The sequence below is a fragment of the Klebsiella sp. K5-204 genome, from assembly GCF_030128585.1.
GTDB classification, from domain to species: Bacteria; Pseudomonadota; Gammaproteobacteria; order Enterobacterales; family Enterobacteriaceae; genus Klebsiella; species Klebsiella quasipneumoniae.
Map to the genome: position 1 here is coordinate 153,433 of NZ_JAKUZS010000001.1, position 25,170 is coordinate 178,602.

At 54.3% G+C, this 25,170-nt stretch carries 31 protein-coding genes; 12 read left to right on the plus strand and 19 right to left on the minus strand.

What is annotated here, in order from left to right; all coding sequences use genetic code 11:
* Position 1 precedes the first annotated feature (1 nt).
* Genes potD through potA form a run of 4 tightly spaced genes read right to left on the minus strand, consistent with a single transcriptional unit; the run spans position 2 to position 3,804 of the window.
* Positions 2-1,048 (minus strand): spermidine/putrescine ABC transporter substrate-binding protein PotD, encoded by a 1,047-nt coding sequence (potD, locus tag MKR05_RS00725; RefSeq protein ID WP_023289157.1) that lies wholly within the window; start codon positions 1,046-1,048, stop codon positions 2-4.
* Positions 1,045-1,830 carry a spermidine/putrescine ABC transporter permease PotC gene (gene potC / locus MKR05_RS00730; RefSeq protein WP_004150813.1) on the minus strand — a complete coding sequence of 262 codons (786 nt, stop codon included), beginning with the start codon at positions 1,828-1,830 and terminating at the stop codon, positions 1,045-1,047. Before potC ends, potD begins: the two co-directional genes overlap by 4 nt.
* Positions 1,827-2,684, minus strand: coding sequence for a spermidine/putrescine ABC transporter permease PotB (gene potB, locus MKR05_RS00735; protein WP_004150812.1), 858 nt, complete (start codon positions 2,682-2,684; stop codon positions 1,827-1,829). Before potB ends, potC begins: the two co-directional genes overlap by 4 nt.
* Positions 2,668-3,804: a spermidine/putrescine ABC transporter ATP-binding protein PotA gene (gene potA, locus MKR05_RS00740; protein ID WP_017898964.1), complete on the minus strand. Its 1,137-nt coding sequence runs from the start codon at positions 3,802-3,804 to the stop codon at positions 2,668-2,670. Before potA ends, potB begins: the two co-directional genes overlap by 17 nt.
* A gap of 257 nt (positions 3,805-4,061) precedes the next feature.
* Here potA and pepT point away from each other — a divergent pair, with 257 nt between their 5' ends.
* Both pepT and MKR05_RS00750 read left to right on the plus strand, forming a co-directional pair.
* Positions 4,062-5,294, plus strand: a complete 1,233-nt coding sequence (gene pepT / locus MKR05_RS00745; protein WP_023289160.1) for a peptidase T — start codon at positions 4,062-4,064, stop codon at positions 5,292-5,294.
* Between the two features lie 403 nt (positions 5,295-5,697).
* On the plus strand, positions 5,698-6,189 hold the full coding sequence (locus tag MKR05_RS00750; RefSeq protein ID WP_044522118.1) for an REP-associated tyrosine transposase: 492 nt from the start codon (positions 5,698-5,700) through the stop codon (positions 6,187-6,189).
* A gap of 255 nt (positions 6,190-6,444) precedes the next feature.
* Here MKR05_RS00750 and MKR05_RS00755 read toward each other — a convergent pair whose 3' ends face one another.
* The 4 genes from MKR05_RS00755 to MKR05_RS00770 form a co-directional block, all read right to left on the minus strand.
* Positions 6,445-7,566, minus strand: coding sequence for a cupin domain-containing protein (locus MKR05_RS00755; RefSeq protein WP_004206634.1), 1,122 nt, complete (start codon positions 7,564-7,566; stop codon positions 6,445-6,447).
* A gap of 85 nt (positions 7,567-7,651) precedes the next feature.
* The gene (phoQ, locus tag MKR05_RS00760) at positions 7,652-9,118 is read right to left on the minus strand and encodes a two-component system sensor histidine kinase PhoQ (RefSeq protein ID WP_004206635.1); all 1,467 of its coding nucleotides are present in this window, start codon (positions 9,116-9,118) and stop codon (positions 7,652-7,654) included.
* Positions 9,118-9,789: a two-component system response regulator PhoP gene (phoP, locus tag MKR05_RS00765; protein WP_004206636.1), complete on the minus strand. Its 672-nt coding sequence runs from the start codon at positions 9,787-9,789 to the stop codon at positions 9,118-9,120. The genes phoQ and phoP overlap by 1 nt, the downstream gene beginning before the upstream one ends.
* 41 nt (positions 9,790-9,830) lie before the next feature.
* Positions 9,831-10,049 carry a hypothetical protein gene (locus MKR05_RS00770; RefSeq protein WP_123822730.1) on the minus strand — a complete coding sequence of 73 codons (219 nt, stop codon included), beginning with the start codon at positions 10,047-10,049 and terminating at the stop codon, positions 9,831-9,833.
* 21 nt (positions 10,050-10,070) lie between these two features.
* Between MKR05_RS00770 and MKR05_RS00775 the strand changes: the two genes are divergently transcribed.
* Together MKR05_RS00775 and MKR05_RS00780 are read left to right on the plus strand one after the other, a co-directional pair.
* The gene (locus MKR05_RS00775) at positions 10,071-10,877 is read left to right on the plus strand and encodes an AraC family transcriptional regulator (RefSeq protein ID WP_048297242.1); all 807 of its coding nucleotides are present in this window, start codon (positions 10,071-10,073) and stop codon (positions 10,875-10,877) included.
* An 83-nt stretch (positions 10,878-10,960) separates the two neighbouring features.
* Positions 10,961-11,323 carry a cupin domain-containing protein gene (locus tag MKR05_RS00780; protein ID WP_044522124.1) on the plus strand — a complete coding sequence of 121 codons (363 nt, stop codon included), beginning with the start codon at positions 10,961-10,963 and terminating at the stop codon, positions 11,321-11,323.
* 54 nt (positions 11,324-11,377) lie between these two features.
* On the opposite strand, the gene purB is transcribed toward MKR05_RS00780, so the two are convergent.
* The 5 genes from purB to rluE are packed head-to-tail and all read right to left on the minus strand — an operon-like array spanning position 11,378 to position 15,736.
* A complete protein-coding gene (gene purB / locus MKR05_RS00785; RefSeq protein ID WP_004176557.1) occupies positions 11,378-12,748 on the minus strand; it encodes an adenylosuccinate lyase in 1,371 nt (456 codons plus the stop codon).
* 3 nt (positions 12,749-12,751) lie between these two features.
* Positions 12,752-13,393: a high frequency lysogenization protein HflD gene (gene hflD / locus MKR05_RS00790; RefSeq protein ID WP_004140557.1), complete on the minus strand. Its 642-nt coding sequence runs from the start codon at positions 13,391-13,393 to the stop codon at positions 12,752-12,754.
* A gap of 54 nt (positions 13,394-13,447) precedes the next feature.
* Positions 13,448-14,554 carry a tRNA 2-thiouridine(34) synthase MnmA gene (mnmA, locus tag MKR05_RS00795; protein WP_248569373.1) on the minus strand — a complete coding sequence of 369 codons (1,107 nt, stop codon included), beginning with the start codon at positions 14,552-14,554 and terminating at the stop codon, positions 13,448-13,450.
* Positions 14,555-14,610: 56 nt separating this feature from the next.
* A complete protein-coding gene (locus tag MKR05_RS00800) occupies positions 14,611-15,069 on the minus strand; it encodes an NUDIX hydrolase (RefSeq protein ID WP_112201696.1) in 459 nt (152 codons plus the stop codon).
* Between the two features lie 16 nt (positions 15,070-15,085).
* Entirely contained in the window at positions 15,086-15,736 is a 651-nt protein-coding gene (rluE, locus tag MKR05_RS00805) for a 23S rRNA pseudouridine(2457) synthase RluE (protein WP_112201695.1), read from the minus strand.
* A 240-nt stretch (positions 15,737-15,976) separates the two neighbouring features.
* On the opposite strand from rluE, the gene icd reads away from it, so the two are divergent.
* Both icd and MKR05_RS00815 read left to right on the plus strand, forming a co-directional pair.
* Positions 15,977-17,227: an NADP-dependent isocitrate dehydrogenase gene (gene icd / locus MKR05_RS00810; RefSeq protein ID WP_023289166.1), complete on the plus strand. Its 1,251-nt coding sequence runs from the start codon at positions 15,977-15,979 to the stop codon at positions 17,225-17,227.
* Between the two features lie 146 nt (positions 17,228-17,373).
* On the plus strand, positions 17,374-18,318 hold the full coding sequence (locus MKR05_RS00815; protein ID WP_284118017.1) for a hypothetical protein: 945 nt from the start codon (positions 17,374-17,376) through the stop codon (positions 18,316-18,318).
* Between the two features lie 2 nt (positions 18,319-18,320).
* Here MKR05_RS00815 and MKR05_RS00820 read toward each other — a convergent pair whose 3' ends face one another.
* From MKR05_RS00820 to MKR05_RS00840, 5 genes are all read right to left on the minus strand, one after another.
* Positions 18,321-19,454, minus strand: a complete 1,134-nt coding sequence (locus tag MKR05_RS00820) for a site-specific integrase (RefSeq protein ID WP_099755944.1) — start codon at positions 19,452-19,454, stop codon at positions 18,321-18,323.
* Positions 19,435-19,680, minus strand: coding sequence for an excisionase (locus MKR05_RS00825; protein ID WP_012542206.1), 246 nt, complete (start codon positions 19,678-19,680; stop codon positions 19,435-19,437). Before MKR05_RS00825 ends, MKR05_RS00820 begins: the two co-directional genes overlap by 20 nt.
* 52 nt (positions 19,681-19,732) lie before the next feature.
* On the minus strand, positions 19,733-20,080 hold the full coding sequence (locus MKR05_RS00830; protein WP_409254879.1) for a 3'-5' exonuclease: 348 nt from the start codon (positions 20,078-20,080) through the stop codon (positions 19,733-19,735).
* 157 nt (positions 20,081-20,237) lie between these two features.
* Positions 20,238-20,582 (minus strand): Rrf2 family transcriptional regulator, encoded by a 345-nt coding sequence (locus MKR05_RS00835; protein ID WP_014228879.1) that lies wholly within the window; start codon positions 20,580-20,582, stop codon positions 20,238-20,240.
* 42 nt (positions 20,583-20,624) lie between these two features.
* On the minus strand, positions 20,625-20,819 hold the full coding sequence (locus MKR05_RS00840) for a DUF1482 family protein (protein WP_039103071.1): 195 nt from the start codon (positions 20,817-20,819) through the stop codon (positions 20,625-20,627).
* Positions 20,820-21,208: 389 nt separating this feature from the next.
* On the opposite strand from MKR05_RS00840, the gene MKR05_RS00845 reads away from it, so the two are divergent.
* The gene (locus MKR05_RS00845; protein ID WP_040234937.1) at positions 21,209-21,523 is read left to right on the plus strand and encodes a hypothetical protein; all 315 of its coding nucleotides are present in this window, start codon (positions 21,209-21,211) and stop codon (positions 21,521-21,523) included.
* 329 nt (positions 21,524-21,852) lie between these two features.
* Here the strand turns inward: MKR05_RS00845 and MKR05_RS00850 are convergent, their stop codons facing one another.
* Positions 21,853-22,236: a helix-turn-helix domain-containing protein gene (locus MKR05_RS00850; protein ID WP_014228883.1), complete on the minus strand. Its 384-nt coding sequence runs from the start codon at positions 22,234-22,236 to the stop codon at positions 21,853-21,855.
* Positions 22,237-22,337: 101 nt separating this feature from the next.
* Here MKR05_RS00850 and MKR05_RS00855 point away from each other — a divergent pair, with 101 nt between their 5' ends.
* From MKR05_RS00855 to MKR05_RS00875, 5 genes are read left to right on the plus strand one after another with little or no spacing between them, the layout of a single operon-like run.
* On the plus strand, positions 22,338-22,559 hold the full coding sequence (locus MKR05_RS00855) for a helix-turn-helix transcriptional regulator (protein WP_072042998.1): 222 nt from the start codon (positions 22,338-22,340) through the stop codon (positions 22,557-22,559).
* 5 nt (positions 22,560-22,564) lie between these two features.
* Positions 22,565-23,119: a toxin YdaT family protein gene (locus MKR05_RS00860; RefSeq protein WP_284118018.1), complete on the plus strand. Its 555-nt coding sequence runs from the start codon at positions 22,565-22,567 to the stop codon at positions 23,117-23,119.
* Between the two features lie 44 nt (positions 23,120-23,163).
* Entirely contained in the window at positions 23,164-24,183 is a 1,020-nt protein-coding gene (locus tag MKR05_RS00865; protein WP_194429242.1) for a DnaT-like ssDNA-binding domain-containing protein, read from the plus strand.
* Positions 24,095-24,640, plus strand: coding sequence for a replication protein P (locus MKR05_RS00870; protein WP_284118019.1), 546 nt, complete (start codon positions 24,095-24,097; stop codon positions 24,638-24,640). Before MKR05_RS00865 ends, MKR05_RS00870 begins: the two co-directional genes overlap by 89 nt.
* Before the next feature lie 13 nt (positions 24,641-24,653).
* Entirely contained in the window at positions 24,654-25,094 is a 441-nt protein-coding gene (locus MKR05_RS00875) for a PerC family transcriptional regulator (RefSeq protein WP_277555558.1), read from the plus strand.
* Positions 25,095-25,170 lie beyond the last annotated feature (76 nt).

Consider the following 25,170-nt stretch of genomic DNA (forward strand, 5'->3'; position numbering starts at 1 on the left):
ATTAGCGGCCCGCTTTCAGCTTCTGGTAATACTCTTCATAAATAGCGCTGGCGCTGCCGACGTCATTTTGCCATTCGCCTTTCTCGATGGTGGCGGCGTCCGGATAGAGCGATTTATCGTTGGCCACGGCCGGGCTGAGCATTTTGCGCGCCGCCAGGTTTGGCGTGGGGTAGCCGATGGTTTCCGCGACCTGTTTGGCGACATCCGGGCGTAGCAGGAAGTTAATCAGCTTCAGCGCGCCGTCGACGTTTTTCGCATTTGCCGGGATCGACAGGCTGTCCATCCAGAAGATGCCGCCTTCTTTCGGCCAGATCACTTCCAGCGGCGTACCGGCCTGGCGGGCGACGTAAGCCGAACCGTTCCATACCATGCCGAGGTTCACTTCGCCTTCCATATACGGGTTCGCCGGGTTATCGGAGTTAAAGGCCGCGACGTTGGGCATCAGTTTTTTCAGCTCGTTATAGGCGGCTTCAATCTCTTTCGGGTCGGTAGTGTTGCCGGAATAGCCCAGCTTACGCAGCGCTATCTGGAACACTTCGCGCGCGTCGTCGGTCAGCAGCAGGCTGCTTTTGTATTCCGGCTTCCACAGATCGGCCCAGCTGGTGACGGTTTTCGGATCGATAGCGTCGCTGTTGACGCCGATGGCCGTCGCCCCCCAGATGTAGGGGATGGAGTAGTCGTTATTCGGGTCGAACGGTTTGTTCAGCATCTGCGGATCGAGGTTGCTGAAGTTAGTCAGCTTGCTCTTATCGATCTTCTGCAGCATGCCTTCTTTACGCATCTTGTCGACGAAGTAGGTCGACGGGACGACCAGGTCGTACGCCCCGTCTTTATAGGTCTTGAGCTTGGCGTACATGGTTTCGTTCGACTCGTAGGTCGAGTAGATAACCTTGATGCCGGTCTCTTTGGTGAACTGCTCCAGCAGGCCCGGCGGCACATATTCGGTCCAGTTGTAGAAGTAGAGCGTTTTGCTGTCGTCCGCGTGGGCGGCGCTCATGCCGATTGCCAGAGCGCCCGCCGCGAGCAGGTGGCGTGACCATTTTTTCATTTTAACGTCCCCTGAGTTTTATCACGTGCAATTAACTGACTGGCGATGACCATCACCAGCGACAGAACCAACAGTATCGTTGCCAGAGCGTTCACCTCTGGCGAAACGCCGACCTTGACCATCGAATAGATCTTCAGCGGCAGGATTTCATACCCCGGACCGGTGACGAACGAGGAGACCACCACGTCATCCATCGACAGCGTGAAGCTCAGCAGCCACCCGGCCGCCACCGCCGGCAGGGCCAGCGGCAGGATGATTTTGCGCAGGATGGTCATCTCGCTGGCGCCCAGATCTTTCGCCGCCTCCAGCATCCGCACATCAAAGCCTTTCAGCCTGGAGTAAACGGTGACCACCACAAACGGCAGGCAAAAGGTGATATGCGAAAACAGCAGCGACCAGAAGCCAAGCTGGACGCCAATCAGCATAAACAGCACCAGCAGGGAGATGGCCATGACAATATCGGGCGACATCATCACCACAAACAGCATGCCGCTAACGAACGGTTTGCCGCGAAAACGGTAGCGGTACAGCGCCACGGCGGTTAGCGAGCCGATAAGGGTGGCGAAGGTCGCCGACAGCACCGCCATGGTCAGCGAGTGCTGGGCGGCCTGCAGCAGGCTATCGTTGTTCATCAGCAGACTATACCAGTCGGTGGTGAACCCCTGCCAGTTGATGCCGAAGCGCGACCGGTTAAACGAGTTAACGATCAGAATAATAATAGGGATGTAGAGATACGCGTAGATGGCGGTCATAAAGCCGCCGCGCAGCAGTCGACCGATCATTCCAGCTCCACCTTTTTATTCAGCAGGCGCGCCGCGCGCCAGTAAATCAACAGCATCAGGCCCATCACCAGGGTTAAGGTAATGCTGGTTGCCGCGCCGAACGGCCAGTCGCGAATATTGAGGAACTGGCTCTTGATCACATTGCCGATCAGCAGGTTCTTGGCGCCGCCCATCAGGTCGGAAACGTAGAACAGCCCCATCGCCGGCAACATGACCAGCAGGCAGCCGGCGATGATCCCCGGCATGGTCAGCGGAATGATGATGCGGATAAACGTCTGCAGCTTGCTGGCGCCGAGATCTTTCGCCGCTTCCAGCAGCGGCCGATCCAGTTTCTCAATGCTGGAGTAGAGCGGCATCACCATAAACGGCAGCAGGATGTACACCAGGCCGATAATCACCGCCGACGGGGTGAACATAATGCGTATCGGCGTGTCGATCACTCCCAGCCACAGGAGAAACTCGTTCAGGTAGCCTTTGGTGCTGAGGAAAATCTTCAGCCCGTAGATGCGGATCAACGAGTTGGTCCAGAAGGGAACGATCAGCAGGAACAGCAGCAGGGGCCGCACCTTCTGCGGCAGCCGGGCAAGGAACCACGCAAACGGGTAGCCCAGCGCCAGGCAGGCAAGGGTCGCCAGCAGCGCCATGTTCAGCGAATGCAGCAGCACGTCGTAATAGAGCGGATCCAGCAACCGCGAGTAGTTGTCCAGCGTGAAGACCAGCTTGACGAAGTTAGCGTCGTCGCGGGTCAGGAAGCTGGTGGCGATGATCATCAGGTTGGGCAGAAAGACAAACAGCACCAGCCAACCGACGATGGTGGCGATCACCACATTCTGGAATTTACTGGTGTTCTTCATCGGCCAGCACCACCTCCCAGCTCTCCACCCAATTGATAGACATTTTCTGGTCAAGAGAGTGGTCGAAATCCGGGTCGTCTTCGTTAAAGAATTCGCTGACCATCACCATTTTGCCGTTTTCCAGCTCCACCACCGACTCGAGGGTCATGCCCTTATAGTTGCGCTCGCGCACATAGCCGATCAGGCCGTCGGCGTCGCTGTTGTGGTGGATCTCATCGACGCGCAGATCTTCCGGGCGCAGCAGGACATGCAGACGCTGGCCGGCCTCCACCGCAAAATTGACGGTGATGTTGCATTCACGCCCTTCCACGCTGGCCCGCACGCGCTGTTCGTCGAGGCGTTCAATGACCGTGGCGTCGAAGATATTGATCTCGCCGATAAAGCTGGCGACGAACAGGTTTTTTGGCTCTTCGTAGATCTCGCGCGGGGTGCCGTCCTGTTCGATTTTGCCATCACGCATCACCACGATGCGATCGGACATGGTCAGGGCCTCTTCCTGGTCGTGCGTGACGAAGACGAAGGTGATGCCGAGCTTACGCTGCAGCGCTTTCAGTTCGTTCTGCATCTGCTTACGCAGCTTGTAATCCAGCGCCGAAAGGGATTCATCGAGCAGCAGCAGGCGCGGTTTGTTGACCACCGCGCGGGCGATGGCCACGCGCTGCTGCTGGCCGCCGGAGAGCTGGTGCGGTTTGCGCTGGGCAAACGCCTCCAGCTGCACCATCTTTAAGGCATCCATCACCCGCGGAGTGATTTCCGCCGCCGGGGTTTTCTGCATGCGCAGGCCGAAGGCGACGTTCTCGAACACCGTCATATGCGGAAACAGGGCGTAGCTTTGGAATACGGTATTAACGTGGCGGTTTTCCGCCGGAACATGAGTGATATCGTGATCTTCGAGATGGATCCGTCCGCTGTCGACGTTTTCCAGGCCGGCGATAAGGCGCAGAACGGTGGTTTTACCGCAGCCAGAGGGGCCAAGCAGGGTGAGAAACTCACCATTGTTGATGGTCAGGTTAAGGTTATCGATGACCGTTTTACCATCAAAGCTTTTGCGAATTCCCGCCAGTTGCACCAGCGGCGAACGCGAACGCGGTTGTATATTCAATTTTTGACTCTGTCCCATGTAGACGCAACGGAAACTTCCGACCGCTGCGGGGTTTGTGATTAACCACCTTTGGGGTTGCACGTTTTTAATAAGGGCCAGCATTCTACGGCAAACGAGGGTAATCGCCAATCCTTGATACGCCTGCATAGTCTACCTTTACACCATAACGTCGGTTCCGTTATTAAATTTCGCTTTACGGGCTAAGAATGACCTGACGCAATATTTGTCTTTTCTGGCTTATCAATAATGTTGTCACAAAAGAAGAGGGTGGCTACATGGATAAATTGCTTGAGCGTTTTTTGCAGTACGTTTCTTTGGACACGCAGTCGAAGCCTGGCGTTCGTCAGGTCCCCAGCACGGAAGGGCAGTGGAAGCTGTTACGCCTGTTGCAGGCGCAGCTGGAAGAAATGGGACTGGTCAAGGTAACGCTGAGTGAAAAAGGGACGGTAATGGGAACCCTGCCCGCCAACGTCGAGGGCGATATCCCGGCCATCGGCTTTATCTCTCACGTTGACACCTCCCCGGATTTCAGCGGCAAAAACGTTAACCCGCAGATTGTCGAAAACTATCGCGGCGGCGATATTGCGCTGGGTATCGGCGATGAGGTGCTCTCCCCGGTGATGTTCCCGGTTCTCCATCAGCTTTTGGGGCAGACGCTGATCACCACCGACGGGAAAACGCTGCTGGGGGCGGACGATAAGGCCGGCATCGCCGAGATCATGACCGCGCTGGCGACCCTGCAGGCGAAAAATATCCCCCACGGCGATATCCGCGTGGCCTTCACCCCCGATGAAGAGGTCGGAAAAGGGGCGAAACATTTCGACGTCGAGGCCTTTGACGCCCGCTGGGCCTATACCGTTGACGGCGGCGGGGTCGGCGAACTGGAGTTTGAAAACTTCAATGCCGCCTCGGTGACCATTAAGATCGTCGGCAACAACGTGCACCCCGGCACTGCGAAAGGGGTGATGGTCAACGCGCTGTCGCTGGCCGCGCGGATTCATGCCGAAGTGCCGGCCGACGAGGCGCCGGAGACTACCGAAGGCTATGAAGGCTTTTATCATCTCACCAGTATCAAAGGCAGCGTCGATCGGGCCGAGATGCACTACATCATCCGCGATTTTGACCGTAAGCACTTCGAGGCGCGCAAGCGCAAGATGATGGAGATCGCCAAAAAGGTGGGCAAGGGGCTGCACCCGGACTGCTATATCGAGCTGGTGATCGAGGACAGTTATTACAACATGCATGAGCAGGTGATCGCCCATCCGCACGTGGTCGATATTGCCCGCCAGGCCATGGTGGACTGCGATATCGAACCGCAGATGAAGCCGATCCGCGGCGGTACCGACGGTGCGCAGCTCTCGTTTATGGGACTGCCATGCCCGAACCTGTTTACCGGCGGCTACAACTATCACGGCAAACATGAGTTTGTCACCCTGGAAGGGATGGAGAAAGCGGTGCAGGTGATCGTGCGTATCGCCGAGCTGACGGCGGCACGAAAAGGGCATTAATCTTCTCAGGCAGCCCGGTAGGGCCGCGAGTCGGACAAGACGCCGGATGGCGGCTGCGCCTTATCCGGCCTACGGTCCAACCGGTGACCGCGGTACCCGTAGGCCCGGCAAGCGCAGCGCCGCCGGGCGGTCAACAGCAGAGCGGGTGCCTGTCTTCGTGCCGGATGGCGGCTAACGCCTTATCCGGCCTACGGTCCAACCGGTGACCGCGGAACCCGTAGGCCCGGCAAGCACAGCGCCGCCGGGCGGTCAACAGCAGAGCGGGTACTCGTCTTTATGCCGGATGGCGGCTAACGCCCTATCCGGCCTACGGCCCAACCGGTGACTGCGGAACCCGTAGGCCAGGCAAGCGCAGCGCCGCCGGGCAAAAGCGATAAGGCTAATACTGAGGAGGGAACCTCACATGTCTGATTATCGTCGCAGTTATATCCCCGGCGGCTGCTGGTTCTTCACCGTTAACCTGCAAAATCGCCACAGCGATCTCCTGACGCGGCATATTGCTCATCTGCGTACCGCTACAGCGCTGGTTAAAAGCAAAAAACCTTTTCTGATTAACGCCTGGGTGGTTTTACCGGAGCATATGCACTGCATCTGGACCCTGCCTGAGGGGGATACCGATTATTCCGGTCGCTGGCGGGATATTAAAAAAACGTTTACCCGGGCGCTGGCGCAGCGCCACATCTGGCAACCGCGCTTCTGGGAACATGCCATCCGTAATGAAGAAGATTACCGGCGGCATATGGATTACGTTTATATCAATCCCGTTAAGCACGGTTATGTCCGTCGGGTGCAGAATTGGCCGTATTCGACCTTTCATCGTGATGTGCGCCGGGGATGGTACCCCCCGGAGTGGGCGGGTGAGGTAAGCGACTTTGATGCAGGCGAGAGGCGATAATGCTCGGGTAAGACATTGCCGCCATCGAAACCACAAAGTGCCGGATGGCGAGTAACGCCTTATCCGGCCTACGGTCCAACCGGTGACCGCAGAACCCGTAGGCCCGGCAAGCGCAGCGCCGCCGGGCAGTCAACAGCAGAGCGGGTACTCGTCTTTATGCCGGATGGCGGCTGCGCCTTATCCGGCCTACAGTCCAACCGGTGGCCGCGGAACCCGTAGGCCCGGCAAGCGCAGCGCCGCCGGGCAGGATGGCACTCAGTCGCCAAAGAACCAGTAGCCGCTGTTGACCAGCGCCGCCAGCATGGCGAGGAAAGAGGGATCTTCCAGCGCATCGCCAAAATGGTCTGCGCGCAGCGTCAGGTGGGTGGCTAAGGCGTCCAGCGCCGGGCGGTGCGGAGAGTTGATCTTCTCGCCATTGACGAACACCTCGCCGTCAATGCGCAGCACCCGCAGGCCGCCCAGGCGTTCCAGGGTATCGCCCTGCTGCAGGGCATCGTAAATTTCATCGGGCTGATACGGCGGCTCCGGCGGCGCGACGTCGAGCTCATGACGCGACTGAGTGATAAACTCGCCGAACCACTGCTTAAAGTGCTCCGGTTGGTTAATCAGCCCCAGCATCATCTCGCGCAGGCGGTCGAGTTCGGCCGGTAAAATATCCGCCGGATGGTCGCGGGAGGGCACGTCCGGATCGGCGTAGCGCTGGCTGCCCAGTTCGCGCTGGAGAACGTAGTCGGCAAAGCCGCTGAACAGCTCGCGGGCATTCGGTGCGCGATAGCCGACCGAATAGTTCAGCGAATTTTCCAGCGAATATCCCTCATGCGGGAATCCTGGCGGAATATAGAGAATATCGCCCGGCTCCATCTCTTCATCGATGATCGCCTCGAAGGGGTCAACCTGCAGCAGGTCCGGATGCGGGCAGTGCTGTTTCATCGGCACTTTTTCCCCGACGCGCCAGCGCCGACGGCCAGTGCCCTGGATGATAAACACATCATACTGATCCAGATGCGGGCCGACGCCGCCGCCCGGTACGGAGAAGGAGATCATCAGGTCGTCGATACGCCAGTCCGGCAGGGCGCGGAACGGGTGCATCAGCGCCGCCGACGGCTCATGCCAGTGGTTGACCGCCTGTACCAGCAGGGACCAGTTGTTTTCGCTCAGGTGATCGTAGCTTTCGAAGGGACCGTGACTGACCTGCCATTTTCCATCCTGATGGCTGACAAGGCGGCTATCGACCTCGCTCTCCATGGCCAGTCCAGCCAGTTCGTCCGGGCTCAGCGGGTCGATAAAATTGGCGAAGCCGCGCTTCAGTACCACCGGCCGTTTTTGCCAGTAGCGTTCGATAAAGTCGGGCCAGTTAAGCGTTAATTGATAATCCATATTGATATTCCACTGCAGGTGTCTGACAGGGATTATAACGGATGCGGCGCCCCGGCGATGCAGGCGCCGTGAAAAAACTCAACGATTAACTCTCTTTATCTTCCATCAGCTGGCGGCCAAACACCACCTCCATGCAGGCGCCGCCGAGCAGGCTCTCGCCGGCGATGATCTCCCCGTCATATTGTTCGACGATTTCCCGGGCGACGGAGAGCCCCACCCCCTGGCCGGGACGCAGAGTATCCGCCCGCTGACCGCGGTCGAAGACAGCGCGGCGCTGGCTCGGCGGGATCCCCGGCCCATCGTCTTCCACCAGAATGTGCAGATGGCTGTCGGTGGTCTGGCGCACGGAAACCTCCACGAACTCCAGACAGTACTTACAGGCGTTATCGAGAACGTTACCCATCACTTCCATAAAATCGTTCTGCTCGCCGACAAAACTGATCTCCGGCGAGATGTCGAGCGAGATATTGACCCCCTTGCGCTGATAAACCTTATTGAGGGCGGAGGTCAGGCTGTCGAGCAGGGGGGCGATCGGGTGCAGCTCCCGGCTCAGCAAGGTGCCGCCGCTGCGCATGCTGGCGCGATGCAGATAGTAACCAATCTGCTGCGAAATACGGCTGATCTGCTCCAGCATCACCGGCTCCGCCTCGTCGACGCTGATCTTCTCGCCGCGCAGCGAGCGCAACGTGCTCTGCATCACCGCCAGCGGCGTTTTCAGGCTGTGGGTGAGATCGGTGAGGGTGGTGCGGTATTTGTCATAGCGTTCACGCTCGCTGCGAACCAGCCGGTTAAGGTTGCTGACCAGCCGGGTCAGCTCGCGGGTGGTGTTGGGATTGAGCTTCTCGCGGTGATGTTCCTCCAGCTCGCGCACCTCTTTGGCCAGCGACTCGATGGGGCGCAGGCTCCACCAGGCGGCGACCCACAGGAGGGGGATCACCAGCAACAGGTTGGCGGCCAGCACGTAGATAAACCAGCTCCACACCATATAGCTGCGCTTGAGCTCCACCGGGATGGTGTCGACCACCACGATACTGAGCTGGGGCATTTTGCTGGTGGCCGGGTAGAAGTTGATCGCCACCGAGTGGGTCATCTCCGAATCGTCGCCCTGTTCGCGGATGGCGTCCAGCTGTTCCTGAACCTCATGGTTATTGCGCAACAGCATACTGCTGCTGTCGACATCGGCTTCAATTTCATGGAAGCCATTGCGTTTCAGCCAATCCGGTTGAATGCGTTTTGTCAGCCAGGGGACATCGCGCTGCGCCCACAGCAGTTTGCCCTTCTCATCATAAATAAGGGTCACCGTCGGGCTTTCCATATTCAGATTTTCCGGGATATCGACGTCAATGGCCCCGTTCTCCCATTTGGCCAGCATATAAAAGAGATTGCTCTCGCCGCGCAGCAGACGGAAGGTGGTTTTATCGAAGCTGACGCTGTAGCCCACCAGCGCCACCATGCCATAAGCCAGGGAGAGCACCAGCACCACCCCGGCGGTCGCCAGCAGGAAGCGAACCCGTAACGACAGCGGGAAAATATGCCGCAACAGTCCCTTCATCAGCGCAGTTCGAACAGATAGCCCTGGCCGCGCACCGTAGTGATGACGTCCTGCGGGTATTCAGCCTGAATTTTCTTACGCAGCCGGCCCATCAGCACGTCGATGGTATGGCTTTCACGCAGTTCGGCATCCGGGTAAAGCTGGAGCATCAGCGAATCCTTACTGACCACTTTGCCGCGATTGCGGATCAGGGTTTCCATAATGGTGTACTCAAAAGCCGTCAGCTTGATCGGCTGGTCGTTCACCGACAGCTCGCGCCGGGAGAGGTCGACCTGGAACGGCGGCAGAGAGATCACCTGCGAGGCCAGGCCGCTATTGCGGCGCAGCAGCGCCTGCATGCGGGCGGCAACCTCTTCAATATGGAAAGGCTTGGTGACGTAATCATCCGCCCCGGCGCTCAGCACTTCGACTTTATCCTGCCAACCTTCGCGGGCGGTAAGCACCAGCACCGGCAGTGACACGTCGTGGCTGCGCCAGCGGCGGATCAACGATAATCCATCTTCGTCCGGCAGACCGAGATCGACGATGGCGATATCCGGGAGATGTTCGCCCAGATAGTAATCCGCTTCCTTGGCATCCTCTGCGGCATCGACCTGATGGCCCAGCTCCTGTAGCTGAACTTTGAGGTGGTGACGCAGCAGGGCATTATCCTCAACCACGAGTACGCGCATGGCTGTTCTCCCTTGCAATTTCGAAAGTAGTCTGACGCTTATTATATACGCAAAATATAAACAGCTGTTAAATAAAGCTTTTTATACAAACGGCGTGCAGCATCGCCGGGCAGGTCGGCGTTGGGCGGCGCCTTTTGCGCACGGGCATGGAACTCCTTCATTCTATGCGTAATTTCAGCAAACGCCCAGCGGCAGGGCGCGGGCAGCGGCGGGTTGGTGATGTTAATTTTTTGTGTAATAGTGCTGGAATTATCCCTCAATGACGCCGCAGGTTATCCATTATGTCTCAGCAGCAGAGCGCGGACTGGGTCAGGCTGGCGCAGTCGCCCAGTCGGACGGAGCGCATCGAAGCCTTCTTCGGCGGCCACGGCTATGAGCCGCACCGGCATGACACCTACGCCATCGGCCAGACGATCGCCGGCGTGCAGAGCTTTCACTATCGCGGCGGGCTACAGCACAGTCTGCCCGGCGGGACGATGGTCCTTCACCCGGACGAAATACACGATGGCGAGGCGGGCACTGAGGCGGGGTTTCACTACCGCATGGCCTATATCGAACCCGCTCTGATCCAGAAGATACTCGGCGGCAGGCCATTGCCGTTTATCCCCGGCGGCCTGTCGGCGGATCCACGGCTACGTCGCGCCGCGCAACCGCTGTTGAAAGCGGTCACGGCTACCTTCGAGCCGCTGGAGGAAGAGGACGCCCTGTACGACCTGGCGCAGACCCTGGCCGTGGTCGGCGGGCAGCGTGCCCGTCGCCAGGCGTTTGATTATCAGGCGGCGGAGAGGGCCCGGGAGTATATCCATGCCTGTTTTATGCAGGATATGACCCTCGACATCCTGTCGCAGGTCAGCGGCCGGGACCGCTGGAGCCTGAGCCGCGATTTCAGAACGCTGTATGGCACCAGTCCGTGGCGTTACGTCATGATGCGCCGGCTTGATTTTTGTCGCCAGCGGATGCGCGCCGGGGAGCGTCTGGTGGATATTGCCGCCGAGGCGGGCTTTGCCGACCAGAGCCACATGACGCGCCAGTTTATCAGCCGCTTTGGCCTCTCTCCGGGGCGCTGGCTGCGGGCGATCCGCGGCTAAGGCGGCGCAGGTTGCACAATCGTTCAAGCGTAACCGCGGCGCGGCGAACTATGCTGACTGCCTTTATCACAAGGAGACAGCCTATGTATCAACTCGTTAATCTTGCTCATAAATTTTCCCTGTTCAGCGAACAATGGCAGCCCAAAGTGGTGGCCGAAATGAACGACTATCAGTTCAAGATCGTGCGCATCGCCGGCGACTTTATCTGGCACAGCCATCCGGAAACCGATGAGACGCTGATGGTGGTGGAGGGGGTATTGCGCGTGGACTTCCACGACGGACATGTGCTGGTGAAGGCCGGGGAGATGATCGTCGTGCCGCGCGGGGTGGAACATAAGACCTCGGCGGAGATGGAAGCGAAGCTGCTGCTGATTGAACCGCGCGGGGTGCTGAATACCGGCCACGAGGGCGGCGAGCGGACGGCGGTGAACGACGTCTGGATCTGATCGCCTTCCGGCGATAAAACGCCCCTCTTTCCGGCGGAAAGAGGGGCAGGGCGATTACTTCAGCTCGTCAACCATGGTGGTTGCCCGACCGATATAGTTGGCCGGGGTCATCGCTTTGAGACGCACTTTTTCCTCTTCCGGCAGGGCGAGGCTGTCAATAAACTGCTTCATCCCTTCCGCGTCAACGCGTTTGCCGCGGGTCAGCTCTTTCAGCTTCTCGTACGGTTTTTCGATACCGTAACGACGCATCACGGTCTGGATCGGCTCAGCCAGTACTTCCCAGTTGTGATCCAGTTCGTCCAGCAGGCGATCCTGGTTCAGCTCCAGCTTGCTGATCCCTTTGAGGGTGGACTGATAGGCGATCAGCGCATAGCCGATGCCCACGCCGAGGTTACGCAGGACGGTGGAGTCGGTCAGGTCGCGCTGCCAGCGGGAAACCGGCAGTTTGCTGGCCAGGTGCTGCATGACCGCATTGGCCAGGCCGAGGTTGCCTTCGGAGTTTTCGAAGTCAATCGGGTTCACCTTGTGCGGCATGGTGGAGGAGCCGATTTCCCCGGCGATGGTCTTCTGTTTGAAGTGGTTGAGCGCGATGTAGCCCCACACGTCGCGATCGAAGTCGATCAGAATGGTGTTGAAGCGCGCGATGCAGTCAAACAGCTCAGCGATATAGTCATGCGGCTCGATCTGCGTGGTGTACGGGTTCCACTGAATGCCCAGCGAAGTGACAAACTCTTCGCTGAACTGATGCCAGTCGACTTCCGGGTAGGCGGCGATGTGGGCGTTGTAGTTACCCACCGCGCCGTTGATTTTACCGAGGATTTCCACCTGGTTCAGCTGACGGTACTGGCGCTCCATACGGTAGGCGACGTTCGCCATCTCTTTACCCATGGTGGACGGCGTCGCCGGCTGGCCGTGGGTACGGGAGAGCAGCGGTACATCGCGGTACTGGGTCGCCAGATCTTTTACCGCGTCAATCAGCTTGCGCCAGTAAGGCAGAACCACTTCGTCGCGGGCGGTTTTCAGCATCAGCGCGTGGGAGAGGTTATTGATGTCTTCGGACGTACAGGCGAAGTGAATAAACTCCGACACGGCGTGCAGTTCAGCGACGTCAGCGACTTTCTCTTTCAGAAAGTACTCTACCGCTTTCACGTCGTGGTTAGTGGTGCGCTCAATGGTTTTGATGCGCTCGGCGTCTTCGACGCTGAAATCGGCGACGATTTTGTCAAGGAAACCGTTTGCGTCGGCAGCAAAAGCAGGAACTTCCTTGATCGCTGCGTGGGCGGCCAGTTTTTGCAGCCAACGTACTTCCACCTGAACGCGGAATTTCAGCAAACCGAATTCGCTGAAGATACCGCGCAGCGCGCTGACTTTATCGCCGTAGCGGCCGTCTACAGGGGAAACGGCGGTCAGTGAGGATAATTCCATAGATCACAACTCCGGGGTTAAATGAGCAAGAATTTGCTTTGCCTGGTTAACCAGACGATTACGGGAAAACATAAGCTGCAGACGTCCGCCGCCCACCTGATGCCAGAGCACCGCGGCGCGAATCCCCGCCAGCAGCGCTGAGCGAACTTTCGCCTGCACCTGCGGGCTTTGCAGCACGGCAGGGGAGCCGGTCACCTGAATACGCGGGCCCAGCGGGCTTATCACATCGACATAGATGCCCGCCATGGCGCTGAGCAGCGTTTCGGACTGCAGGTCAAAGTGCTCCAGCTGACGGTGCAGGCCGGCGATGCGGTTGCCGAGCGTGTCCATCGCCCCTTTACTGGCGGCGAGCTTGCGCTCCAGCACCATCAGGCTCAGGGTATAGCGGGTCAGTTCCGCATTGAGGCCCTGACGGCTGCTGGTATTGAGCACCCCGAGCAGCGTTTCAAGGCCGAGGCGAAGATTGGCTTCACTGCCACCGAACACCGCCAGCGTCGACTCGGGATCGAGGTCGATGATGCTGTTCAGCGACACATGCAGGGCATCGCTGTCGCAATGTCCCTGATGCGCCAGTTGCTGAACCAGTCGCGCCGCCTGGCAAACGCCAGCCAGCGCCAGGGTGATGTCATAGTAATTCTTCGCCACACATACTCCTTGTCAGCCGCCGGGGCGGTTCGTCCCGGCGGAAATAACGCGCGTTCAGGACTGCAGAGGCAGTCGTTGTTCAATAATTCCGCCGCCGAGGCACACTTCACCCAAATAGAACACGGCGGACTGGCCCGGGGTCACCGCCGCGACCGGCTCATCGAAGCGGACTTCGATACTGTCTTCATCCAGCGCGGTAACGGTGCAGGGGATATCGGTCTGGCGATAGCGGGTTTTCACCGTGCAGCGCAGGGTGCCCTGCAGCGGTTCACGGTCAACCCAGTGCAGCTGTTGGGCAATCAGGCCGACGGACATCAGGCGCGGGTGGTCATGGCCCTGGGCGACGATAAGAATATTATTCTCCACGTCTTTATCGACCACGTACCATGGGTCTTCGCTACCCTCTTTGGTGCCGCCGATACCCAGTCCTTTACGCTGGCCCAGGGTATGGTACATCAGCCCCTGATGGGTACCGATCTCCTCGCCGTCGACGGTGAGGATTTTGCCCGGCTGCGCCGGCAGATAGCGGCCAAGGAAATCGCGGAATTTACGCTCGCCGATAAAGCAGATGCCGGTGGAATCTTTTTTCTTCGCGGTGATCAGATCCAGCTCTTCGGCGATCTTACGCACCTGCGGTTTTTCCAGCTCACCCACCGGGAACAGGCTCTGGGCAATCTGCTCGTGGCTGAGGGTATAAAGGAAGTAGCTCTGATCTTTGTTGCCGTCGAGACCGCGCAGCAGCTGGCTTTTACCGTCGACATCGGCGCGGCGCACATAGTGCCCGGTGGCGATGTAGTCGGCGCCGAGGTCTTCAGCGGCAAACTCGAGGAAGGCTTTAAATTTGATCTCTTTATTGCACAGAATATCCGGGTTTGGCGTGCGGCCGGCTTTGTACTCTTCCAGGAAGAGCTCAAAGACGTTATCCCAATATTCGGCGGCAAAGTTAACGGTGTGCAGTTCAATGCCCAGCTTATCGCAGACCGCTTGCGCATCGGCAAGGTCGGCGGCGGCGGTGCAGTATTCCTCGCCGTCGTCTTCCTCCCAGTTCTTCATGAACAGGCCTTCCACCTTATACCCTTGCTGCAGCAGCAGGTACGCGGAGACCGAGGAGTCGACGCCGCCGGACATGCCGACGATCACTTTTTTCTGGCTTTCTGACATGGAAATACTCGCTACATTGAACTTCGAGGCGGCGTATTCTAGCACGCGCTCACCGTTCATTCACCCCCTGTGAACGGCCAGTTAAATGCGCCAATCAGCGACAGCGGCTGGCGCGGGTCCTGCAGGTAGCAGCGAATGCTTTCGGCAACCAGCGGCGAGCGCAGGTTTGGCGCGTTAAGAATTTCCTCAGCACTGAGCCACAGGCAGCGATCGATATCGCTGTCGTGCGGTTCAGTGGCGCACAGATCGCTAAGTTCGATGGCGAACAGGAAGCGCAGAAACGGGGTGCTATCGGGGGCCAGCCACTGATGCATGCGGATGAAGTGCTGCGGCGTGGCGCGAATGCCGGTCTCTTCCCGCAGTTCACGTTCGGCGGCCTGCAGCAGCGTTTCATTGGCCTCGAGATGGCCCGCCGGCTGGTTCCACAATGCTTTGCCGTTAATGGTCTCTTCGACGATGAGAAATTTATCCTGAGCGTGAACCACGCAGGCAACAGTGACATGAGGTTTAAACATCGCTTTTCCTTTTCGGTTATTCGGCTTTGCACCAGTCGCCGTTGGCCAGCCCGTCGAGGGTGTAGCCGCCCATAGCGTAGCGGATCAGCCGCAGGGTAGGGAAGCCGACGTGGGCGGTCATCCGGCGCACCTGACGGTTGCGTCCCTCGTAGAGCGTGATCTTCAGCCAGCGGGTGGGGATCGATTTGCGCTCACGAATCGGCGGGTTGCGCGGCCACAGCCAGGCGGGCTCCTCCACAAGTTCTACGCCGGCAGGCAGGGTGGGGCCATCGTTGAGGGTGACGCCGTCGCGCAAAGCGGCCAGCGCCTCGGGCGTGGGTTCGCCTTCCACCTGGACGTAGTAGATCTTGCCGGTGCGTTTACCCGGCTGGGTCAGCTTCGCCTGCAGCGCGCCATCGTTGGTCAGCACCAGCAGCCCTTCGCTGTCGCGATCGAGTCGACCTGCGGCGTAGACGCCCGCTACGGGAATAAAATCTTTCAGCGTGCTGCGCCCGGCCTCGTCGGTAAATTGCGGCAACACATCATAGGGTTTATTGAACAAGATCACAGTTTTTGGCTGGCGTTCTTTACGTTGTCTGGTGACTTGTTGTGTGCTGAATCGCTCAACGCGATGTTTTCTAAATGAAGTTTTCTGCATGGTATTTTCAGGCTCTATCAATTGCCGCATTATAGCCTAATTACGAATGCCTTTCATGGACGCAAACATTCAGGTAGTATTGACATGCTCATTACAAATTATTAACAAAAAATTGCTCAAACCGATTCGCAACACAGGCAGGAAGGCGACACGGACGCGATAGCTCCGGTTAGCGGGAAGACCCGGTACTCCGAAGCTGGCCGACTCAGCCAACACCAGGCTCGCGTGAAGAGGGAAGAGCAGAACCAGAAGCGCTCGAAGGAGAGGTTAATGGAAAGCAAAGTAGTAGTTCCGGCGGAAGGTCAAAAAATCACCCTGCAAAACGGCAAACTGAACGTCCCTCATAATCCGATTATCCCGTTCATTGAAGGCGACGGTATCGGCGTTGACGTTACCCCAGCGATGCTGAAAGTGGTTGATGCCGCCGTTGAGAAAGCCTATAAGGGCGAGCGTAAAATTTCCTGGATGGAAGTTTACACCGGTGAGAAATCGACCCACGTCTATGGCCAGGATGTCTGGCTGCCAGCTGAAACCCTCGATCTGATTCGTGACTACCGCGTTGCTATCAAAGGTCCTCTGACGACCCCAGTCGGCGGCGGCATTCGTTCCCTGAACGTGGCGCTGCGTCAGGAGCTGGATCTCTACGTTTGCCTGCGTCCGGTACGTTACTACCAGGGCACCCCGAGCCCGGTTAAGCACCCGGAACTGACCGACATGGTTATCTTCCGTGAAAACTCCGAAGATATCTATGCCGGCATCGAGTGGAAAGCCGACTCTGCTGAAGCAGACAAAGTGATCAAATTCCTGCGCGATGAGATGGGCGTGAAGAAAATTCGCTTCCCGGAACATTGCGGCATCGGCATCAAGCCGTGCTCTGAAGAAGGCACCAAACGCCTGGTTCGTGCAGCCATTGAGTATGCGATCACCAACGATCGTGACTCTGTGACCATCGTTCACAAAGGCAACATCATGAAGTTCACCGAAGGCGCGTTCAAAGACTGGGGCTACCAGCTGGCTCGCGAAGAGTTCGGCGGCGAGCTGATCGACGGCGGCCCGTGGGTGAAAATCAAGAACCCGAACACCGGCAAAGAGATCGTGGTAAAAGACGTGATCGCCGATGCCTTCCTGCAGCAGATCCTGCTGCGTCCGGCGGAATACGACGTTATCGCCTGTATGAACCTCAACGGCGACTACATCTCTGACGCGCTGGCGGCACAGGTTGGCGGTATCGGTATCGCCCCGGGCGCCAACATCGGCGACGAGTGCGCGCTGTTCGAAGCGACTCACGGTACTGCGCCGAAGTATGCAGGCCAGGACAAAGTGAACCCGGGCTCCATCATCCTGTCCGCAGAGATGATGCTGCGCCACATGCAGTGGTTCGAAGCCGCAGACCTGATCGTCAAAGGCATGGAAGGCGCTATCGCCGCCAAGACCGTGACCTATGACTTCGAACGTCTGATGGAAGGCGCTAAGCTGCTGAAATGTTCAGAGTTTGGCGACGCGATTATCGCGAACATGTAATCCAGTCTCTGGGTTAAACAATAACGGGAACTTAATAGTTCCCGTTATTTATTATTAGTATTCGAATGGTTATCAAAATTTTATCAAAATAAGTTATCAAAATAATAGTATCTTTCTTCTAAATGTTCAGGGAAAGCGATAAAACAATGAAAATCAATTTTTCCTCAGTATTGGATGCATTTTTTTCACGTCCCTTACTTGTTCTGTTTTTTTGCATTGCATGTTCTTTACTGTGGGTTGTTGTAGGTTTCAATTCTCCGCTTGTTTTTCTTACTGAAAATCAAAATCTTTATATTTATTCGACGCAAGCACAAGTATTGGCTGGGATCTACGGATTAATGCTTGCAGGGTATATTTTTTTGAGGAATGAGCAAACAAGGCGACTTGAAAAAGATGAAACCTTGGATGGTGTAATTAAAAGTGTACAAAAAAAAGAATTTGGTATGTTAATTGTAATAACTATTACAACAATGGTAACTATCATCCTTGATTTATTAGTCCTTTCATTATATTTAAGTGCATTTAAAGGAGTTAATATTTTAATAAAAAACACTGCAGCCTCTTTGTTTGTACTTAGTTTGATTATGATTTCATTTTTTATATTTCAGGCATTAAAAGAGACAAAGTATGAACAAGCAGTGCAGGATATAATGAGACAAGAGGAGGGGAATATACAACATATAAATGAGATGAATGTATCTGCATCTAGTGTTAATGCAGATGAAAATAGAGATTTAATATATGGGACATTTATGAATTCATTTAGAATGTTAGAGAGAATGTTGGGGGTGTTATATTCCAATATTTACAATAATAGAGTCGTTTACAAACTTGCAAATGAACAGCAAATAAACAGCAAGAAAAATAAAGTACATGTACCTATTTCTCGGATGTTAAGAGACTTGGTTTCATCTGGAATTATCGACCCATATTTTGGTGAGGAGATCTCTTCTATAATTAGATATCGAAATGCGTTAGTACACACTACAGAAACTGATCCGTCTCAGAAAATGGTTGATAGGATCAGTATAGTTATTGAAAAAATAAATGGGATATCTCGTGAGCAATTCCCTGATTTTATAAATAAATAGTTTTAAAGATTAGTGTTTACCTTTATCCAATTTTTTCCACGATCATCATGATAGAGATCGGTTTGCTGTTGAGTTTTATGCCCCAGTAAATCTTTTGTATTTATACCCTGAGCTTTATAAAGTCTTTCGGAAAGTGATCTTTGTTCATGGAATGTTGCGGGTGTACCTTCTCCCCATTCGATATTTGCACAATCTCTTGCCTTACTAAAATTCATCGTCAACGTTCTGGCTTTAACCTGAGCACCACGTTCTGCCTGAGATGTTGTCCTGAAAAAGTGCACCAAAAATGGACTGACCGCATAATCCCGGCAACGACTGATTACATCTCTGAGGCTCCAGTTGATTGCGTTGCAACGCAGAGCTAATGGTATAGCGATTTTGCTTCCGGTTTTCTCTTGCTCAACGTGTAGATGATCGTCCCAGATGTCCGAGAATTTCATACGGGATATGTCACCTAGTCGCTGTCCTGTTACTATGGCTAAAAGCATGGCGTTCCCCATGTATTTGTGATTTTCATCGGCTATATCAAAAATCTTTTGCCATTCCTCAAGAGTTAGGCGCTGGCGAGTGACTTTTCTACGAGGTTGTTTAGTTGCTAGTGCAGGGTTATAACCAGGAGGTACTTCTCCCGCATGTTGAGCTTCTTTAAAAACATCTATTAGGACAGAGCGAATGACCTGAGCCATTCTGGGTTGTCCCTCCGCTAAATATTCATCAAGAATTTGCGCAACATCTCGAACATTGACAGTGGATATTAATTTCATTCCTACCCGCTCCTTAAGTAGAGATACTGGTTTTGCTTTTTGTTTGATAGTGTTTTCTTTAATATCTCCGGACTTTAATCTTTCCTGCTGAATCTTCCAGTAACGTTCAAGCCAGGTGTTAGTTGATATTGATTTTCCTGAGCTGGTGGAAATTCTGTCAGTGATTGCCATTATCTGGCGGGTTTGTTGTTCCGCCAGTCTTTTATTTGCTTCAATAGCTATTGCCGTTGCCTCTGCTTCGTCTGTGCCTAGACTATGAAACTTACCAGTTATCGGGTGCTTATAACGCCAGTATACTTTATTAACCTTTCTACTGAAGAGCGGGTATAAATTTGGAATAGATATATTATTTTTACGTGGTCTGGCAGCCATCGTTCAAAATCCTCTGCAAAAGAACAGGGTCGCTTTTCTTTACTACAGGAGTGGTCAATGTACCGACCAACTCAGCATCCTCCCTGACGCGCCAGAATCGACCTTCTTTTTTGGCTGGGGGAGAAAACATATTCTGTTTAGCATAATTCCTGAGAGTGGAAACACTTGGAGGATTGCTTCTGTATTTCTCGTTTGCCCACTCTTCAAGGGTTAACATCTGGAGCATATGTTTTACCTCATTATGGCCCATTGCTGGGCCAGTATTTGAAAATAAAAAATCAGTTTTGCATCAATTTTTGCAGCACCTGATTGCCGGCAATTATTCGCTGCCAGATCGCTGATACATAGCGGGCCGGATGAATAGCATCAGCGAGGGCATTGTGACGATCACCTTCAAACGGGATCGTTGCTTTGGGGTCGAAGCTAATGGCCTTGCCGAGCTCTACCATTGTTCGCACGTCCCGATCGTTCCAGTATTCCCACGGATAATCTTCAGCAATGCAATCGTAAGAAGAACACAGAATAGAGTTATCGAATTTTGCGCTCGGCGCGAGAATCAGATTTAGCAGAGGACCAGCAGAAGAGACTTTTCGCTTCGTTTGCTTTTGCCTTAGCTTTAATGAGATACGGGTAGTTGTTTATTGCGTTTAGGCTCCTTTGGATTGTAAGATACCCGGCTGCTGATGGCAGCCGCCCTGGTGGTGGTCATTGGTCAAAACTCGATTCCGGAAAGCTTTGGTCGGCTGACCGGGTACTTAACCCGCCTTGTGCGGGTTTTGTGCTTTATGGGGCTGGCGAATCGCCCCGCAGCAGCTGCGATACGCGAACGTCGTCAAGCGCTCGCAGGATAGGCTCAAAAGTTTTATGGGCTGGCAGTTTAGATACCGCAGTGATCACTTCTGTAACGGTGATGTCATCGCCGCGGGGGCTATAACCACCACCTGGGCCACGCTGTGAAATTACCAGGTTACCCGCCCGCAGCTTTTTGAAGATCTGCTCAAGGTATGAAGTAGACAGCTTTGACTCTTTACTGATGGCCGTCAGTGAAACAGGCGAGCCGTCATAGAGCTTATTCAAAGTGGCGGCGGCCTGGACAGATGCCAGAACGCGTTTCATTCCAAATTCCATAATCACTTCTCCGGCCGTAATGGCCATCGGTCAAAACTCGATTCAAAAACTCACTGCAGGCTGTTGGTCGTCAGCCATTTTTTGTGCATTTCGGTAGGGGAGGCACTGGCCCTGTACTTTTTGTTCATCGGCGTTGCTGTTGCAACTGGCCTCTGATGGATAAACACCGATCAGAACATCAGAGCATTCACCAGTGAGAGCACATACGCTGATGACAAGGGCAAACAGGGTATTCATGCCTCAGCCTCAGGGTTTCCTTTCTGCGCCAGCAAGTAACACAGCTGGCGTAGTCTCACCTCGAACCAGTTCAGGCGGGTCGCCTGGTTGCCGGTAGGTACTCGGGCAAAATCCTTCATAGTTATCTCCAGTTAACTCAGTATTAGCATGTGGTTTTGCAATGCGGCGCCGGGTGCCTCCCGGTGACGGCAGCCAGTTAACAACTACCGCCGACAACTTTTTCCCCACAACATGTGAATAACCGCCATGTTTATTTTTTAACTGTGCCGCGTGCGCATAGCCGCATTCACCGCATTGCAAAACCTACTAGTCGTGATGCCTGTCTTTTCACCACTTCAGGCTCGGTGGTATTCTTGGCGCTCTCACACAGCCAAATAAAAGAGAGCAAAATGTCTCGTAGCCCTATACCTGTCTTCTGGTACGAAAATCCCGCTCACTATGAAGAATTCCAAAAAATCCTTTCAGATGCTTACGTCCTTCCCTTTGACTACCACGACTGGCGTATCCGCACCGATAGCATGGTGGAGCGCTACGAAAACAGCGGTATCCAGGCTGTGAAGGTGGTAGCCAGCACTTACGATTTCATTACCTGGTGCCAGGCCCATGGACGTGATATCAGTACCAAAAGCTGCAATGATTACGCGGTCTCCGAATCGGGCCTCCAAATCCTGCGCGACAGAGAGTTTGATTGGGGAGACGAGTAAAAAGTAAATTTTCCCTATCTTGGATATATCTATTCTCATAGTGATGCCCTATCTCATGCCTGTAACGCCGGCCGGCGGAACGTTATAACCTGCTGCGATTAATGTTGCTGTCATCTCATCCGGTGTTTCGTATGCCGCCGGCAGCTACTTCGTGGGCTTCCTGCCTCGATGACCCATACTGCGTTGTGTGTTTTGAAGTTTCACATGTCGTGAAATTGTTGTCAATACGAAATGTGAAATCAGGATTACTCATTTTGTGTAATTTATTGGTGAGGGTACAAAAAAACCGGCTCAAGGCCGGTTATGCAATGCTTATTTTTTGGATTGAGTTAGGTGGGGTTGTATCTTCCGCGTAGGTATTTTTCTACATACTCGTCAATTTCTTTAAGTCTAAGCTCAAAGGTATCAATCATGCGTTCCTGTTCAGCTTCAGGCAATTGATTGAATAGGGAAAGAACCCTTTTTTGTTTGTCTGTTAACCAGTTCGATGGATCACTTTGTTCGCCAAATAAAATCATAACGGGCGTGGTGCCTAATGCTTTCGCTAAAGACAATGCATCATCTACACCAACGTTTCGATTGCCATATTCATAATTGGCGACACGCGACGCCCCAGACCAGCCACATAATTTCGCAAGCTGCCCTTGGCTCATTCCTTTCTCAGTTCTTAGCGCCTTGATGCGCTCACCGATTTCTTCAGCAAGTGTCTTCATACCCTCATTTTATCACGAAGAGTGAATATTGGTGATTCACGTTTTGTATTGACAGTGATTTCACGATATGTGAACATCGTTTTACACAACAGGAGAACTGTATGAACCACATTTCGCATCTACGGAAAAAAGCCCACATTTCGCAGCAAGCCTTGGCTAAGGCGGCTGGTTGGAACCAACCTCGGTTAGCCAACTATGAAAAATCTTTACGCGTTCCAAGCCTGGCTGACTCTCGTCATATCGTGGCCGCACTTAATACGTTAGGGGTTAGTTGTTCGCTTGATGATGTATTCCCTCCAGAACCCTCAAATCCCAGGGAGTAATAAAAATGCAAACCATCTCTTTTGAAAATTATACCCAAGACATGGCGGTGCAACTGAAAACCAAAAATCACTATTCGCCGACGCGCCGCGATAGCCAGAAGTGCAGGGCAATTCTGGCCGCTGTTCAGGAATGGGAATCTTTATTACCTGGCCGTGCACAGGACCACATCGCGCAGCTGGTGGCTGAGCAATGGAGAAAACAAAACGGTCGCGGAATTAACGTCAATAAACAGAATCTGTACCGCTACCTGAAAAACGAATCCGGATCAGAGAAGTACACCAGCTACGTCATGCAGCTTTCAGGAGCGATCGCTGATGCGATGCCTATTGAGATTGCGCGCAAACACGGATTGAAACGTGGATTGACTGAAAGCGAGCTGGTGGCTCAAGCAATCAAAGAGTGTAGCGAAGCGCACCAGGCAAAATTGCTTGGTGCTCCGTTGCAGAAGTTAGAGCGTGAAATTCGGGAGGCAGCAATTGCACTTTTTAACATGCTTCCTGCAGATGCGGCGGGACCACTACTGGCGAGCATTAGCGCCGTAGCGCCACAGTGTTTTTAATCGAGTTTTGACAATGAGTACCGTACAGAAAATAGGGGGGCTTCATGAGCATTGACGCAATGCGATGGGCCAAAAAAGTCAAGACTGGGAAGTCCTCTGCAAAAGCAGTTCTGACCTGGCTGGCCGATATGTGCGGGGCTGATCTTTGTGCTTTTCCATCCATTCCTGCACTGGCTGAAGCGACTGAGCTGGATAAGAAAACGGTCCAGTCGAGCCTGCAGTATCTGGTTTCGATCGGGCTTATTGAAGATACAGGTGAGCGACGTGGGCGGACAAAGCAAATCCCGGTATACCGCCTTTGCGGTGTGGAAGAAAGCATTGCCGATACTGAACACCCCCAAAAACGGGAACATTACCAAAAACGGGATCGTTCAAACGCACCCGAAAACGGGGTCGTTATAGCAGAAAAGCCCACCGAAAATGGGATTGTTCCAAGCACGAAAAACAACCAAACGATCCCGTTTTTTCCGTCAAACGATCCCAAAAACGGGATCCGGAATCTACCAGAGGAACCAAAAGATATAACCCCCACACATAGCGGAATGGTCAGACCAGATTTTCCCGACTATCCAAATCAGCCTGGTGTTTATTCCGGACATGCTCAGTCGTTTGGAAAATTTGCGATGTATCAGGGATGGAAACCATCAGTTGATTTTCCGAGACAAGCGACCCTGTGGGGAATGCCATTAAAGCCAGGGTTAAACCTGCCGGCAGAACTGAGCAGTTTCATTTCCTACTGGCAGGCAGAAGGCAAAGTATTCCATCAGGTGCAGTGGGAGCAAAAACTTGCCCGGCATCTTAACCGTGCAGAAGTGCGACAGATTAAACCAGTTAACGGGGGTAATGATCATGTGGGAGTACGAGCAGAACCAGCAGCATCAAGAGCTGTTCAGCAGATTCGAGCCGCCCGTGAGCAACGGTTGCGAGTTGCAGGATCAGACGGCCATAGAAACGTCGTGGCGCCTATGGGAAGTGATGGGCGAAATCTTTTCGAACCGATGGATCCTGAAGAACGGAGAGGAACCATCAGAACTCTGGATCGCTCAGATTGGGTCGATGAGTGAAGCCCAGATTATGCTGGTTTGCCGGCAGTGCATGGAGCTTTGCGCCGCGGGCAGCACATGGCCGCCGGATCTCGCTGAGTTCGTTGCGCTGGTATCTGCCAGTGGTGCTAACCCATTCAATCTGACATCCGATGCAGTGATGGCGGAGTACAAACGCTGGAGAAACGAGTCTTACCGATATTCGGGAAGCGACAAATACCCATGGAAACAGGATGTTCTGTATCACATTTGCATTGAGATGCGAAGAACCGGAGTTGAGAGGAACCTGACTGAGGGAGAGCTGAAAAAACTGGCAGAAAACTTACTCACGAAATGGACCAAACACCTGGCTAACGGGTTTTCGATTCCGCCAATTCGTCAGCAGTTGGCAGCACCGAGACATCCAGCAGGACCGACGCCAGCACAGATTCTGATGGAAGAGTACAAACGCCGCAAGGCGGCAGGTTTAACCAAGTAAACGAGTTTTGACCATGACCAAACAATCAAAAACCAAAGTAACCAAAGCACAGATGGTGCTTGCCATCGTTATCCGGACGCCAGAATGCGTCCTGCAGGATGTCTGCGATGCGCTCGACTTGCAAGCCAGTACAGCAGGTAACTTGCTGCGTCAGCTCCATGCCGCGGGAAAACTCCATCGTACCCATAACGGCTACCAGTATGTCTATCGAGTGGTTGCAGGCGTTGAGGTTCCCGATGTTGTCCTGCCGCAGACTGCAACACCATTATCTGAAGATGATGTGAAAAAAGTCCAAAACGCACTGTCCTTGGCTAAGATGTTGGAAGACAAAAAGCTGTGGCGCCGGGCTGCGACTGTTTATACATCGATGCTTGGAATGACAACAACAGCAAACGAACTCTGGATGCTTGCCAAAATGCGTAACCGCTGCCTGCGCAATGCGGGGAGGTGCTGAATATGCCTAAAATGGAATCAACAGCAGCTGGTACGGAATGTCAAAGCTAAGTTTAAATACTCCGGTGTGAGGCAAA

Bases quoted from the DNA above. Each gene is read 5' to 3' on its own strand.
- potD (WP_023289157.1), bottom strand. From the start codon at position 1,048: ATGAAAAAATGGTCACGCCACCTGCTCGCGGCGGGCGCTCTGGCAATC.
- potC (WP_004150813.1), bottom strand. From the start codon at position 1,830: ATGATCGGTCGACTGCTGCGCGGCGGCTTTATGACCGCCATCTACGCG.
- potB (WP_004150812.1), bottom strand. From the start codon at position 2,684: ATGAAGAACACCAGTAAATTCCAGAATGTGGTGATCGCCACCATCGTC.
- potA (WP_017898964.1), bottom strand. From the start codon at position 3,804: ATGGGACAGAGTCAAAAATTGAATATACAACCGCGTTCGCGTTCGCCG.
- pepT (WP_023289160.1), top strand. From the start codon at position 4,062: ATGGATAAATTGCTTGAGCGTTTTTTGCAGTACGTTTCTTTGGACACG.
- MKR05_RS00750 (WP_044522118.1), top strand. From the start codon at position 5,698: ATGTCTGATTATCGTCGCAGTTATATCCCCGGCGGCTGCTGGTTCTTC.
- MKR05_RS00755 (WP_004206634.1), bottom strand. From the start codon at position 7,566: ATGGATTATCAATTAACGCTTAACTGGCCCGACTTTATCGAACGCTAC.
- phoQ (WP_004206635.1), bottom strand. From the start codon at position 9,118: ATGAAGGGACTGTTGCGGCATATTTTCCCGCTGTCGTTACGGGTTCGC.
- phoP (WP_004206636.1), bottom strand. From the start codon at position 9,789: ATGCGCGTACTCGTGGTTGAGGATAATGCCCTGCTGCGTCACCACCTC.
- MKR05_RS00775 (WP_048297242.1), top strand. From the start codon at position 10,071: ATGTCTCAGCAGCAGAGCGCGGACTGGGTCAGGCTGGCGCAGTCGCCC.
- MKR05_RS00780 (WP_044522124.1), top strand. From the start codon at position 10,961: ATGTATCAACTCGTTAATCTTGCTCATAAATTTTCCCTGTTCAGCGAA.
- purB (WP_004176557.1), bottom strand. From the start codon at position 12,748: ATGGAATTATCCTCACTGACCGCCGTTTCCCCTGTAGACGGCCGCTAC.
- mnmA (WP_248569373.1), bottom strand. From the start codon at position 14,554: ATGTCAGAAAGCCAGAAAAAAGTGATCGTCGGCATGTCCGGCGGCGTC.
- MKR05_RS00800 (WP_112201696.1), bottom strand. From the start codon at position 15,069: ATGTTTAAACCTCATGTCACTGTTGCCTGCGTGGTTCACGCTCAGGAT.
- rluE (WP_112201695.1), bottom strand. From the start codon at position 15,736: ATGCGGCAATTGATAGAGCCTGAAAATACCATGCAGAAAACTTCATTT.
- icd (WP_023289166.1), top strand. From the start codon at position 15,977: ATGGAAAGCAAAGTAGTAGTTCCGGCGGAAGGTCAAAAAATCACCCTG.
- MKR05_RS00815 (WP_284118017.1), top strand. From the start codon at position 17,374: ATGAAAATCAATTTTTCCTCAGTATTGGATGCATTTTTTTCACGTCCC.
- MKR05_RS00820 (WP_099755944.1), bottom strand. From the start codon at position 19,454: ATGGCTGCCAGACCACGTAAAAATAATATATCTATTCCAAATTTATAC.
- MKR05_RS00825 (WP_012542206.1), bottom strand. From the start codon at position 19,680: ATGCTCCAGATGTTAACCCTTGAAGAGTGGGCAAACGAGAAATACAGA.
- MKR05_RS00835 (WP_014228879.1), bottom strand. From the start codon at position 20,582: ATGGAATTTGGAATGAAACGCGTTCTGGCATCTGTCCAGGCCGCCGCC.
- MKR05_RS00840 (WP_039103071.1), bottom strand. From the start codon at position 20,819: ATGAATACCCTGTTTGCCCTTGTCATCAGCGTATGTGCTCTCACTGGT.
- MKR05_RS00845 (WP_040234937.1), top strand. From the start codon at position 21,209: ATGTCTCGTAGCCCTATACCTGTCTTCTGGTACGAAAATCCCGCTCAC.
- MKR05_RS00850 (WP_014228883.1), bottom strand. From the start codon at position 22,236: ATGAAGACACTTGCTGAAGAAATCGGTGAGCGCATCAAGGCGCTAAGA.
- MKR05_RS00855 (WP_072042998.1), top strand. From the start codon at position 22,338: ATGAACCACATTTCGCATCTACGGAAAAAAGCCCACATTTCGCAGCAA.
- MKR05_RS00860 (WP_284118018.1), top strand. From the start codon at position 22,565: ATGCAAACCATCTCTTTTGAAAATTATACCCAAGACATGGCGGTGCAA.
- MKR05_RS00865 (WP_194429242.1), top strand. From the start codon at position 23,164: ATGAGCATTGACGCAATGCGATGGGCCAAAAAAGTCAAGACTGGGAAG.
- MKR05_RS00870 (WP_284118019.1), top strand. From the start codon at position 24,095: ATGGGCGAAATCTTTTCGAACCGATGGATCCTGAAGAACGGAGAGGAA.
- MKR05_RS00875 (WP_277555558.1), top strand. From the start codon at position 24,654: ATGACCAAACAATCAAAAACCAAAGTAACCAAAGCACAGATGGTGCTT.